Genomic DNA, 12,133 nt, shown 5'->3' on the forward strand with positions numbered 1-12,133 from the left:
AATCTCCTGATCGATGGCACGAAGGCCCTGGGCTATGGCTCGAGGGCCTGGTTGAACGGAACATGGAATTCCTGGCATAGCGCATCCACGGCACTGCGGGCCTTGGCGGTGACGAAGCCGAGCTCCAGCACCAATACCTGATAGACGCCGCGCTTGAAGGCTTCTTCGCCCAAATGGGCGGAATGCTCGCGGGTGGTGCTGAGAAAACGCACCCAAGAGGTCAGGACGATCCAGGCATTGATAGTCAGCGATTCGATCTGAGCAGGCGCCATGGCCAGGATCCCGGCCTCGATGAAGCCGCGGTAGATCGCCTGGCCTTGGTGCAGGCAACGTTCGGAAAAACGCCGGTAACGGGCGGCCAGCTCGGCATCGCTGTCTAGCAGGTGCTCAAGGTCGCGGTGCAGGAAGCGGTAGTTCCACATCGCCGCGAGCAGCGCCTTGAGGTAGAAACGCTTGTCTTCGACCGTGGCGGCGCGGCCTTGCGGCGGGCGCAGAAAGCTGTCCACCAGTTCTTCGTACTGGTTGAACAAAACGGCGATGATCGCCTGCTTGTTGGGGAAGTGGTAGTACAGGTTGCCGGGCGAAATTTCCATGTGCGCGGCAATGTGGTTGGTACTGACGCTACGTTCGCCCTGCTGGTTGAACAGCTCCAGGCTGTTCTGCACGATGCGCTCTCGGGTTTTCATGCGCGGGGCCATGCTTAGCTCCCAGTCTGCAGGCTTGCGGTAATGGCCCATCTTACGGCGTAAAGCGGCCTGGATGCACGGTTCGCACAGGTGAAAAAGTCGCACCATCGTGCTAGTTAGCGTATAGGCTCGAGGTGTCCTCAGCCCACTCAGGGAGCCTCCGTGACCACGCCCATCGCCCTGCCTCTCATGCATTCCGACAACGAACTGGCGGCCATGTTCGCCACCCAGCGCAAGGCATTTGCAGGCAACCCCATGCCGCCAGCAGCGCAACGCCGGCAGTGGTTGGCAAGCCTGCGCGAGGCCTTGCTGGCAGATCAGCAGCGGCTGATCGAGGCGATTGATGCGGACTTCGCTGGCCGCAGCGCCGACGAAACCCTGCTGGCCGAACTGCTGCCCGCAGTGCAGGGCATTCGCCACGCCGAGCGCCACCTGCGACGCTGGATGCGCCCGGCCAAGCGTACCGTCGGCCTGGCCTTCCAGCCCGCCAGCGCACGCGTGCTGTATCAGCCATTGGGCGTGGTTGGCATCATCGTGCCGTGGAACTACCCGCTATTTCTCGCCATCGGCCCGCTGACCTGCGCCTTGGCCGCTGGCAACCGGGTCATGCTCAAGCTCAGCGAGTCCACGCCCGCCACAGGCCTGGCGCTGAAAGCGCTGCTTGAGCGGGTGTTCCCGAATGACCTGGTCAATGTGGTGCTGGGCGAGGTGGAAGTCGGTCAGGCCTTCGCCAGCCTGCCTTTCGATCATTTGCTGTTCACCGGCGCCACCAGCGTCGGCCGCCAAGTCATGCTGGCTGCCGCGCAAAATCTCACACCTGTGACCCTGGAGCTGGGCGGCAAGTCGCCGGCCATCGTGTCGGCCAGCGTGCCGCTGGCCAGCGCCGCCGAACGCATCGCCTTCGGCAAGGGCCTGAACGCCGGCCAGACCTGCGTCGCCCCTGACTACGTGCTGGTGCCCCGCGAGCGTCTGGGCGCCTTCTGCGATGCCTATCGCAATGCCATGCGCCGCCTGTACCCGCGGATCGCCGACAACCCCGACTACAGCGCCATCATCAACCCGAGGCAGCTACAGCGCTTGCAGCGCCTGCTGGACGACGCCCGCGACAAGGGCGCGCAAGTCATCGACCTGTACCCCGACGAACCCCGTGAGGGCCGGCGCCTGCCGCCACAGCTGCTGCTGGAGGTGAGCGATGGCATGCTGGTAATGCAGGACGAGATCTTCGGCCCGCTGCTGCCCGTAGTGCCCTACGACAGCCTCGATGGCGCCCTGGACTACATCAATCAGCGCCCACGCCCGCTGGCCCTGTATTACTTCGGCTACGACCGCGCCGAGCAGGAACATGTGCTGCAACACAGCCACTCCGGCGGCGTCTGCTTGAATGACACCTTGCTGCAGGTAGCCCAGGACGACCTGCCATTCGGTGGTATCGGCCCCTCCGGCATGGGTCACTACCACGGCCACGACGGCTTCCTGACCTTCAGCAAAGCCAAGGCGGTGCTGGCCAAGCAGCGCCTGAATGCAGCCCGGTTGATCTACCCCCCGTACGGCAAGGCCTTGCAGCGCCTTGTCTACAAATTGTTCATCCGCTGAGGCCGGGGCAACCATCCGCGCCACGCTCACCGACGCCCTGCTCGCACGGCTGGCACACAGTGCATGACAACAAATGCCCGCGCTGTCTATAGTGCCATCAGCTGGCCGCATGACTTGGCCGGGCGCTATCGCTGCGCTAACATCCGACTCCCCAACGCACTCCAAGCCAGGATGACGCGATGAACCGAGTGTTGTACCCGGGTACTTTCGACCCCATTACCAAAGGCCATGGCGACCTGGTCGAGCGCGCCTCGCGGTTGTTCGACCACGTGATCATCGCAGTGGCGGCCAGCCCGAAGAAAAACCCCCTGTTCCCGCTGGAACAACGGGTAGCGCTAGCCCGTGAGGTCACCAAGCACCTGCCCAATGTCGAAGTCATCGGCTTCTCTTCGCTGCTGGCGCATTTCGCCAAGGAACAGGGCGCCAACGTCTTCCTTCGTGGCCTGCGCGCGGTGTCCGACTTCGAATACGAGTTCCAACTGGCGAACATGAATCGGCAACTGGCGCCCGACGTCGAAAGCCTCTTCCTTACGCCGTCGGAGCGTTATTCGTTCATTTCCTCGACCCTGGTCCGGGAAATTGCTGCGTTGGGGGGCGACATCACCAAGTTTGTCCACCCGGTGGTGGCTGAGGCACTGACTGAACGCTTCAAGAAGTAAGCCAGACTGCTGATTATCGCGCCCGCGTGCACTGCGGGCGCGAATGCGGCACAATTGTGCCCATTGCGTTGAACATGCCCGGGCCGAGAGCCCCGGCCGGAGTCCCCATGTCCCTGATCATCACCGACGATTGCATCAACTGCGACGTCTGCGAACCCGAGTGCCCGAACGAGGCTATCTCCCAAGGCGAAGAGATCTACGTGATCGACCCTAACCTGTGCACCCAGTGCGTTGGGCACTATGACGAGCCGCAGTGCCAGCAGGTCTGCCCGGTCGACTGCATCCCGCTGGATGAAGCGCACCCGGAAAGCGAAGAACAGCTGATGGCCAAGTACCGCCGGATTACCGGTAAGGACTGAACCCTTCTGGCTTGCGATGGCCCTGTCACCGGCTTGCCGACGACAGGGCCAGTTGCTTCAGCGCTGGCAGCGCGGGCAGTAGACACTGGCCCGCTGGCCCAGCTTAACTTCGCGCAAGGTCGTCCCGCATAACTTGCACGGCATCCCGCCGCGGCCGTACACGAACAGTTCCTGCTGGAAGTACCCCGGCTGCCCGTCGCCGCCAATAAAGTCGCGCAAGGTCGTGCCGCCCTGCTCGATGGCGGCTGCCAGCACGCGCTTTATTTCGATGGCCAACTTCAGGTAACGCGCCCGCGAAATGCCTCCCGCTTCCCGGCGCGGGTCGATACCGGCGGCAAACAAGGCCTCGGTCGCGTAGATGTTGCCCACCCCCACCACCACCGCGTTATCCATGATGAACGGCTTGACCGCCATCGAACGCCCACGTGACAGCTGGAACAGGCGCTCACCGTCGAACAGGTCGGTCAGCGGCTCTGGCCCCAGGCGCAACAGCAACTCGTGGTTGAGCGGGTCGAGGCTCCAGAGCATGGCGCCGAAGCGGCGCGGGTCGGTGTAGCGCAGCATCAACCCCGACTCCAGTTCGATGTCGACGTGCTCATGCTTGGCAGCTGGCACCCCCAGTTCCACCAGGCGCAGGTTGCCCGACATCCCCAGGTGGCTGATCAAGGTACCCACCTCGGCATTGATCAGCAGGTACTTTGCGCGCCGCTCGACGCTGACGATCCGCTGCCCGGACAACCGGATATCCAGGTCTTCGGGGATCGGCCAGCGCAAGCGCCGGTCACGCACCACCACACGGCTGACGCGCTGGCCTTGCAGATGCGGCGCGATCCCGCGCCGGGTCGTTTCGACTTCAGGTAATTCCGGCATGAATCAATGCCCACCCAGTTCGCGAATATTCTGTTTGAGGTTCTCGAAGTCGTACTCCGACAAACCGATATAGTCGAGTACCAGCGGGCCGACTGCGTTCCATTCGTGGTCGACGCCCTGGTTGCCCAACACCCGGTACGACGCGCAGATGTGTTCAGCCATCTTCAGCACCGCGAGCAGGTGCTTCAGTTGGCTCTGGGCGTTGCGCGACGATTCCTCGCGGAACACCGCCAAGGCGTTGTGGTGGTTGGCAATGGCCGAGCTGATGTGCTCCGGCAGGCGCCAGGACTTGGCTGTGAAGTAGCCGACCACCGAATGGTTGGTGTTGAAGGTACGGTTCTCGGTATCGACCACACGGGTATCTGCATCGGCCTTGGCGTAGGCCTCTTCCAGCACCTCCATATAATTGGGGAAGCGCTTGAGCATCAGCGGCACGCCACAGTCATGGAACAGCCCCAGGGTGTAGGCCTCGTCGGCCGCCTGCAGCCCCGTGCGCTTGGCCAGCGTGAGGCAGGTCATGGCCACGTCCTGGGCGGTGTCCCAGAAGCGGTTGAGGGTGACGATGGTCTCGTCGCACATCTCGCCCTTGATCGACTGGGCATTGATCAGGTTGATGATCGAGCGGCTGCCCAGCAGGTTTACCGCGCGCTGGATCGAGCCGATCTTGTTGGCCAGGCCGAAATGCGGCGAGTTGACCAGCTTGAGCAGTGCACCGGACAGGCCCGGGTCTTGGGAAATCAGCTTGGCGATGGTTTCCAGGTCCGGGTCGGGCATGTACTGCTCGAACTGCAGGTCGACCATGATCTGCGGCTGCGGCGGAATGGTAATGCCTTGCAAGGCTTGCTGGATCTGTTCGGCGCTGAGTTCTTGGGACATACGTACACACTCGTTGGGGACCGGGGATTCTAACCCAGGGGCTGTACTGCAGTCCCCGTGAACGCACGCTTGCCAGCGCAGGTGCCAGCACTTTGTCGTGCCCTGCCCCGATCCACAGGCCAACACGCTATACTCCCGCTCTTTTTTCCCGGAGCGACGTCATGTCCCTGCCCAGCCTTCGCCTCAAAGCCAATGCCGACCGCCGCCTGCGCGCCGGCCACCTGTGGGTCTACAGCAACGAAGTCGATGTCACCGCGACCCCGCTGCAAGGCTTCCAGGCCGGCCAACAGGCGGTTCTCGAGGCCGCCAACGGCAAGCCGCTGGGTATCGTGGCACTGAGCCCGAACAACCTGATCTGCGCCCGCCTGCTGTCGCGCGACATCAAGCTGCCACTGGACAAGTCCCTACTGGTGCACCGCCTCAACGTCGCCCTGTCACTGCGTGAGCGCCTGTTCGACAAGCCGTGCTACCGCCTGGTCTACGGCGACTCCGACCTGCTGCCGGGCCTGGTGGTCGACCGTTTCTTCGACATTCTCGTGGTCCAGCTGGCCTCGGCCACCATGGAACTGCACAAGGACGACGTGATCGCCGCGCTGGTCCAAGTCCTCAAGCCGAGCGGCATCCTGTTCAAGAACGACTCCGCCGCGCGTGATGCCGAAGGCCTGCCGCGCTATGTCGAAACCGTCTATGGCGAAGTGCCGGACTGGGTCGCCCTGGAAGAGAACGGCGTCAAGTTCGAAGCCCCGGTACGCGAAGGTCAGAAAACCGGCTGGTTCTATGACCACCGCATGAACCGTGCGCGCCTGGCACCCTACGTCAAGGGCAAGCGTGTGCTCGACCTGTTCAGCTACATCGGTGGCTGGGGCGTGCAGGCCGGCGCTTTCGGCGCCAGCGAAGTGTTCTGCGTGGATGCTTCGGGCTTTGCCCTGGACGGCGTCGAGCGCAACGCCACGCTCAACGGCATCAGCGAAAGAGTGACCTGCATCGAAGGCGACGTGTTCGAGGCGCTGCGCGAGCTGAAGGCCGCCGAAGAGCGCTTCGACGTGATCATTGCCGACCCACCCGCGTTCATCAAGCGCAAGAAAGACCTGAAAAACGGTGAAGCGGCCTACCGTCGCCTCAACGAACAGGCCATGCGCATGCTGACCAAGGATGGCATCCTGGTCAGCGCCTCGTGCTCCATGCACCTGCCTGAGGACGACCTGAACAACATTCTGCTGACCAGCGCCCGCCACTTGGACCGCAACCTGCAGCTGCTCGAGCGCGGTGGTCAGGGCCCGGACCATCCGGTACACCCGGCCATCGCCGAAACCCGTTACATCAAGAGCATCACCTGCCGGTTGCTGCCCAACAGCTGATCAGCGAACCCTGGGGGCTGCCGTGCAGCCCCCAGGGTCATCTCAGATATCCCTGGCGGCGGCGCGCTCAGTGCCAATTTGCGAGTTCGGTATGAACTGAAACTGGGAAGGTCCATTGAGTTTGTGTCTCGTGACGCCGCACATGCGGCGGGCGGATCATAGTCAGTCTGGGCCGGCAGGTTAGCCGTTGGCACAGCGTTTCAGAACCGTCCTACACGCTACCGGCCATGCGGCCAAAGCCACCGCCCAGACACATCGCCATTCCCTCGCCGCGCCAGCGGTGTAGAATCGGGCTATTCATCGCCAGTCATCCCCCGGCGGGTTTATGAGCTCTGGTCGAGCACACGGCGATCCCGTGATGTCTTCGGCCCCATCCGTGCCAGTGGCAACCGGCCTAAGGCGCATAGGACAAGAGAAGCTCACTTCCCTTTTTTTGTGACCTGATCAAGCCGCCAGGAGTGCTTCATGCCTGATTATCGTTCCAAGACTTCCACACACGGCCGCAACATGGCCGGCGCCCGTGCCCTGTGGCGCGCCACCGGCATGAAGGACGACGATTTCAAGAAACCGATCATCGCCATCGCCAACTCGTTCACCCAGTTCGTCCCAGGGCACGTGCACCTGAAGGACCTGGGCCAGCTGGTTGCCCGCGAGATCGAGCGCGCCGGTGGCGTGGCCAAGGAATTCAACACCATTGCGGTCGACGACGGCATCGCCATGGGCCATGACGGCATGCTGTACTCCCTGCCCAGCCGCGAAATCATCGCCGACGCAGTGGAATATATGGTCAACGCGCACTGCGCCGACGCCATCGTGTGCATTTCCAACTGCGACAAGATCACCCCCGGCATGCTGATGGCCGCCCTGCGCCTGAACATCCCGGTAATCTTCGTCTCCGGCGGCCCGATGGAAGCCGGCAAGACCAAGCTGGCCAGCCACGGCCTGGACCTGGTCGACGCAATGGTGATTGCCGCCGATTCCACGGCGTCCGACGAGAAGGTTGCCGAGTACGAGCGCAGCGCCTGCCCGACGTGCGGTTCCTGCTCGGGCATGTTCACCGCCAACTCGATGAACTGCCTGACCGAAGCACTGGGCCTGGCCCTGCCGGGCAACGGTTCGACCCTGGCCACCCACTCCGACCGTGAGCAGTTGTTCCTTACTGCCGGCCGCACCATCGTCGAGCTGTGCAAGCGCTACTACGGCGAGAACGACGAGTCGGTACTGCCGCGCAGCATCGCCAACTTCAAGGCGTTCGAAAACGCCATGATGCTCGACATCGCCATGGGCGGTTCGACCAACACCATCCTGCACCTGCTGGCCGCAGCCCAGGAAGGCGAGGTGGCATTCGACCTGCGTGACATCGACCGCCTGTCGCGCAAGGTGCCGCAGCTGTGCAAAGTGGCGCCGAACATCCAGAAGTACCACATGGAAGACGTCCACCGCGCCGGCGGCATCTTCAGCATCCTCGGCTCGCTGGCCCGTGGCGGCCTGTTGCACACCGACCTGCCGACCGTACACAGCGCCAGCATGGAAGAAGCCATCGCCAAGTGGGACATCACCCAGACCGATGACGAAGCCGTGCACACCTTCTTCAAGGCAGGCCCGGCGGGCATCCCGACCCAGACGGCCTTCAGCCAGTCAACCCGTTGGGAAACCCTCGACGACGACCGTGAAAACGGCTGCATTCGAAGCTTCGAGCACGCCTATTCGCAAGAAGGCGGCCTGGCCGTGCTGTACGGCAACATTGCCCTCGACGGCTGCGTGGTGAAAACCGCCGGTGTGGATGAATCGATCCACGTGTTCGAAGGCAACGCGAAGATCTTCGAAAGCCAGGACAGCGCCGTGCGGGGCATTCTCGCCGACGAAGTCAAAGCTGGCGACATCGTCATCATCCGTTATGAAGGCCCGAAGGGCGGCCCGGGCATGCAGGAGATGCTCTACCCGACGTCGTACCTGAAATCCAAAGGCCTGGGCAAAGCCTGCGCCCTGCTCACCGACGGCCGCTTCTCGGGCGGTACTTCCGGCCTGTCGATCGGCCACGCTTCGCCAGAGGCCGCTGCTGGCGGCGCCATCGGCCTGGTGCGCGACGGCGACAAGGTGTTGATCGATATCCCTAACCGTTCGATCAACCTGCAGGTCAGCGACGAAGAGCTGGCTGCACGCCGTGCCGAGCAGGACAAAAAAGGCTGGAAACCAGCCGAAGTACGCCCGCGCAAGGTGACCACCGCACTGAAGGCCTACGCGCTGCTGGCGACCAGTGCCGACAAGGGTGCTGTGCGTAACAAGGCGATGCTCGAAGGGCTGTGAGGCCTTCTGGTGTGAATGAAGAACCGGCGCCCTGAGCGCCGGTTTTTTTATGCCTGTGCCGGCCCCATCGCCGGCAAGCCGGCTCCTACAGGCACTCCACAGCCTTCAAGTACTGTGATTTACCTGTGGGAGCCGGCTTGCCGGCGATGGGGCCGCTACAGGCGGCAAACGGCCTACTGAATCTGCTCCGGCGTCACGATCACCCAGTTCTTGTCGGCCGTCACCGGCAACCCTTCCTTCGCCTGGGCTGCTGCGTTCTTGGCGATCATCCCGTTCAACTGGTCCATGTACTTGGCCTTGCGGTTTATCCACAGGTGGATGCCGCCCTTGCCCACATCCACACCATGGAATTGCATATAGCCATCGCTGGTCGGGGTGTCCCCGCCAACCAGCACGGGCTTTTTCCATTCATCGATGTAGGTGAGGATTGCCGCCTGCTTGCCCGCCATCCAGGTCGCCGGGGTCCACAGATAAGGGGTCAGTTCCAGGCCTTCGTTGGCTTTGGCATCGTAATGCCCCGCAGTAATCTGCTTGCGTGCCGTGGTCAACTGGCCGCTGGCGCGGTCCTTGAGCAGCAGGCTGACGCCGATCACGTTCTCAGGCTTCACGTTGTAGCCGTATTTGGGGTCCGAAGCGACCATGCGCACCAACTCTTCGGAGGCAGCAGAGATCACATAGACCTCGATGCCGTTCTCCATCAGTTTGTTGAACAGCTCGGCCTGGCCGGTGAAGACCTTGGGTGGCTGCACTTCGATGGGTTTGACCTGATCCCCTTCTGAGTAGGTGGTGGGGATTGGCCTGGTAGAAGCCATCAGCTCATCGACCTGAACTTTGAGTTCTTTGAGGGTAAAACCCGAAAAAACCTGGGCAACCCACGGGTAGCAGACCATGTCGTCGAGTTCGCACAGGCGGTAGTAATAACTGAACAGACTCTCCTTGTGCTCCGCGGTGTCCTTGAACGGGATCAGCTTCAGCGACGGGTCGAGCTTGTCCCGGCTCAGCAGCCCTTTGTTTTCCATGAACGGCAGCAGCGCTTCCTCCAGGTCGTAGCGGTAGCTGGTGTTGTCCATGTCGAAAACCGCGTAGTTACCCTTGTTGGCGTTGGCGGCAATCATCGTGCCGAGCTGATTGGCCGCCTCAGCAGGCCAATGTGTAAGTTCGGCCGCCCAGATTTCGATACTGAACAGCAGCGACAAAGCGCCGGCCAAGGCTTTCGGAGCGAACGTCATGTGCGAATCTCCTGAAATGATCGGGAAAAACTAGACCAATCTTTCAGGCAAGCGGGACGCCACAGCGACGTTCATAAAGTTGTAAACGTCGTGTGCATTGCTATCTGCGACAACTTGTTATTCCATAAACGACTAAGCAAATTACTTTTGGGTATAAATTCGTTTCTTTTCAGGCTGTTAGCATTTCCGTTCGCAATCGCTCACAGAGGCGATGCCTCTTCTGCTTTTTCCTGGAGCTTCAATGAACCTGCCGCTGTCTCTCAACCTGCTGGCGTTCCTGGCCCTGCTGCTGGGCCTGGCGCAAACCCGCCGTACCGACTGGAGCCTGGCCAAGAAGGTCCTGCTCGGCCTGGCACTGGGCGTAGGTTTCGGCCTGGTGCTGCACACCGTCTACGGTGCTGGCCACCCGGTGCTGAAAGCCACCATCGGCTGGCTGGACCTGGTCGGTAACGGCTACGTCGGCCTGCTGCAGATGATCGTCATGCCGCTGATCTTCGCCTCGATCCTCAGCGCCGTGGCGCGCTTGCACAATGCTTCATCGCTCGGCCGCATCAGCGTGCTGAGCATCGGCACACTCCTGCTGACCACCGCCATCGCCGCGCTGATCGGCATCGTGCTGACCAACCTGTTCGGCCTTAGCGCCGAAGGTTTGGTCGCCGGCGCCCAGGAAAGCGCGAGGATGCAAGTTATCCACAGTGATTACGCGGGCAAGGTCGCAGACCTCAACATCCCGCAATTGCTGCTGTCGTTCATCCCGAGCAACCCGGTGGGCGACCTGGCACGGGCCAAGCCAACCTCGATCATCAGCGTGGTGATCTTCGCCGTGTTCGTCGGCCTGGCCGCGCTGCAACTGATCAAGGACGATGCCGAGAAAGGCCAGCGCGCCCTGTCGGCCATCGACACCCTGCAAGCCTGGGTAATGCGCCTGGTGCGCGTGGTGATGAAACTGACCCCGTACGGCGTGCTGGCGCTGATGACCAAGGTCGTGGCCAGCTCCAACCTGGATGACATCCTCAAACTGGGCAGCTTCGTGGTGGTGTCGTACATCGGCCTGGGCCTGATGTTCGTGGTGCACGGCATCATCCTCGCCGCCACCGGCGTCAGCCCGCTGCGCTTCTTCCGCAAAGTGTGGCCGGTGCTGACCTTCGCCTTCACCAGCCGCTCCAGTGCGGCCAGCATCCCGCTGAACATCGAGGCCCAGACCCGTCGCCTGGGCGTGCCTCAGTCGATCGCCAGCTTCAGCGCATCGTTCGGTACGACCATTGGCCAGAACGGCTGCGCGGGCCTGTACCCGGCGATGCTAGCGGTGATGGTGGCCCCGGCAGTGGGCATCGACACCTTCGACCCGCTGTGGATCGCAACCCTGGTGGCCATCGTCACACTCAGCTCGGCAGGCGTTGCCGGCGTGGGCGGTGGTGCAACCTTCGCGGCGCTGATCGTGCTGCCAGCCATGGGCCTGCCGGTAGAACTGGTGGCCCTGTTGATTTCGGTCGAGCCGTTGATCGACATGGGCCGCACGGCGTTGAACGTCAACGGTTCGATGACTGCAGGCGTGGTGACCAGCCAACTGCTCAAGGAGACCGACAAGGCTGTGCTGGCTGACGATGAGCACGCCGAGTTGAGCCACTCCTGAAACAGCTGGGGCCGCTGATGCGGCCCCAGCATCATCACACCTTGTTCCACACCTCGAAGTGATACGCAGGCTTGTCCGCCTCTGCCTGCGCTTCACTCGACGCCAGTTGCCACTGCCTCTTGTCGAACTCGGGGAACCAGGCATCGCCTTCCGGCTCAAGCTCCACCCGAGTCAGGTACATGCGGCTCACCAAGCCCTTCTCCAGCGCCTGTGCATACAGCTGCGCGCCGCCGATCAGCATCAGCTCAACCACGCCCTGCTCGCGTGCCCACTGCTCGGCGCGCACAATTGCGTCTTCCAGCGAGGCGAAAACCTCGGCGCCGGCCAGTCGCAGGCCCGGTTGGCGGCTGACCACGATGTTCAAACGCCCCGGCAGCGGTCGGCCGAGCGAGTCCCAGGTCTTGCGGCCCATGATGATCGGCTTGCCCAGGGTGGTGGCCTTGAAGTACTTGAAGTCCCCCGGCAAGTGCCAGGGCATGGAGTTGTCGATGCCGATCACGCGGTTCTCGGCGAGCGCCGCAATCAGGCTGAGGGGAAGTGAAGTAGTCATGCCGGCGAGGATA

The 12,133-nt window shown here is 62.5% G+C and carries 11 protein-coding genes; 6 read left to right on the forward strand and 5 right to left on the reverse strand.

What is annotated here, in order from left to right:
- Nucleotides 1–32: 32 nt before the first annotated feature.
- Entirely contained in the window at nt 33–698 is a 666-nt protein-coding gene (locus ACFY68_RS01890; RefSeq protein WP_387522853.1) for a TetR/AcrR family transcriptional regulator, read from the reverse strand.
- Between the two features lie 150 nt (nt 699–848).
- On the opposite strand from ACFY68_RS01890, the gene ACFY68_RS01895 reads away from it, so the two are divergent.
- The 3 genes from ACFY68_RS01895 to ACFY68_RS01905 all read left to right on the forward strand — a co-directional run bounded on the left by ACFY68_RS01895 (nt 849) and on the right by ACFY68_RS01905 (nt 3,297).
- Nucleotides 849–2,279 (forward strand): coniferyl aldehyde dehydrogenase, encoded by a 1,431-nt coding sequence (locus ACFY68_RS01895; RefSeq protein ID WP_387522855.1) that lies wholly within the window; start codon nt 849–851, stop codon nt 2,277–2,279.
- Nucleotides 2,280–2,458: 179 nt separating this feature from the next.
- Nucleotides 2,459–2,938 (forward strand): pantetheine-phosphate adenylyltransferase, encoded by a 480-nt coding sequence (gene coaD / locus ACFY68_RS01900; RefSeq protein ID WP_119146559.1) that lies wholly within the window; start codon nt 2,459–2,461, stop codon nt 2,936–2,938.
- 107 nt (nt 2,939–3,045) lie between these two features.
- Nucleotides 3,046–3,297 carry a YfhL family 4Fe-4S dicluster ferredoxin gene (locus tag ACFY68_RS01905; protein WP_016502084.1) on the forward strand — a complete coding sequence of 84 codons (252 nt, stop codon included), beginning with the start codon at nt 3,046–3,048 and terminating at the stop codon, nt 3,295–3,297.
- Between the two features lie 57 nt (nt 3,298–3,354).
- Here ACFY68_RS01905 and mutM read toward each other — a convergent pair whose 3' ends face one another.
- Nucleotides 3,355–4,167: a bifunctional DNA-formamidopyrimidine glycosylase/DNA-(apurinic or apyrimidinic site) lyase gene (gene mutM, locus ACFY68_RS01910; RefSeq protein WP_346614185.1), complete on the reverse strand. Its 813-nt coding sequence runs from the start codon at nt 4,165–4,167 to the stop codon at nt 3,355–3,357.
- Between the two features lie 3 nt (nt 4,168–4,170).
- A complete protein-coding gene (locus ACFY68_RS01915) occupies nt 4,171–4,989 on the reverse strand; it encodes an HDOD domain-containing protein (RefSeq protein WP_387523037.1) in 819 nt (272 codons plus the stop codon).
- Nucleotides 4,990–5,204: 215 nt separating this feature from the next.
- Here ACFY68_RS01915 and ACFY68_RS01920 point away from each other — a divergent pair, with 215 nt between their 5' ends.
- Both ACFY68_RS01920 and ilvD read left to right on the forward strand, forming a co-directional pair.
- Entirely contained in the window at nt 5,205–6,401 is a 1,197-nt protein-coding gene (locus tag ACFY68_RS01920; protein WP_346614186.1) for a class I SAM-dependent rRNA methyltransferase, read from the forward strand.
- Between the two features lie 465 nt (nt 6,402–6,866).
- Nucleotides 6,867–8,708 (forward strand): dihydroxy-acid dehydratase, encoded by a 1,842-nt coding sequence (gene ilvD, locus ACFY68_RS01925; protein ID WP_387522858.1) that lies wholly within the window; start codon nt 6,867–6,869, stop codon nt 8,706–8,708.
- Nucleotides 8,709–8,881: 173 nt separating this feature from the next.
- Here the strand turns inward: ilvD and ACFY68_RS01930 are convergent, their stop codons facing one another.
- Nucleotides 8,882–9,937, reverse strand: a complete 1,056-nt coding sequence (locus ACFY68_RS01930) for a haloacid dehalogenase-like hydrolase (RefSeq protein WP_387522860.1) — start codon at nt 9,935–9,937, stop codon at nt 8,882–8,884.
- Between the two features lie 241 nt (nt 9,938–10,178).
- Here ACFY68_RS01930 and ACFY68_RS01935 point away from each other — a divergent pair, with 241 nt between their 5' ends.
- On the forward strand, nt 10,179–11,570 hold the full coding sequence (locus tag ACFY68_RS01935) for an L-cystine transporter (protein ID WP_387522862.1): 1,392 nt from the start codon (nt 10,179–10,181) through the stop codon (nt 11,568–11,570).
- Nucleotides 11,571–11,604: 34 nt separating this feature from the next.
- Here the strand turns inward: ACFY68_RS01935 and ACFY68_RS01940 are convergent, their stop codons facing one another.
- A complete protein-coding gene (locus tag ACFY68_RS01940) occupies nt 11,605–12,120 on the reverse strand; it encodes a dihydrofolate reductase (RefSeq protein WP_387522864.1) in 516 nt (171 codons plus the stop codon).
- Nucleotides 12,121–12,133 lie beyond the last annotated feature (13 nt).

The sequence above is a fragment of the Pseudomonas sp. NPDC012596 genome (assembly GCF_042902325.1).
In the GTDB taxonomy this organism is placed as follows: domain Bacteria; phylum Pseudomonadota; class Gammaproteobacteria; order Pseudomonadales; family Pseudomonadaceae; genus Aquipseudomonas.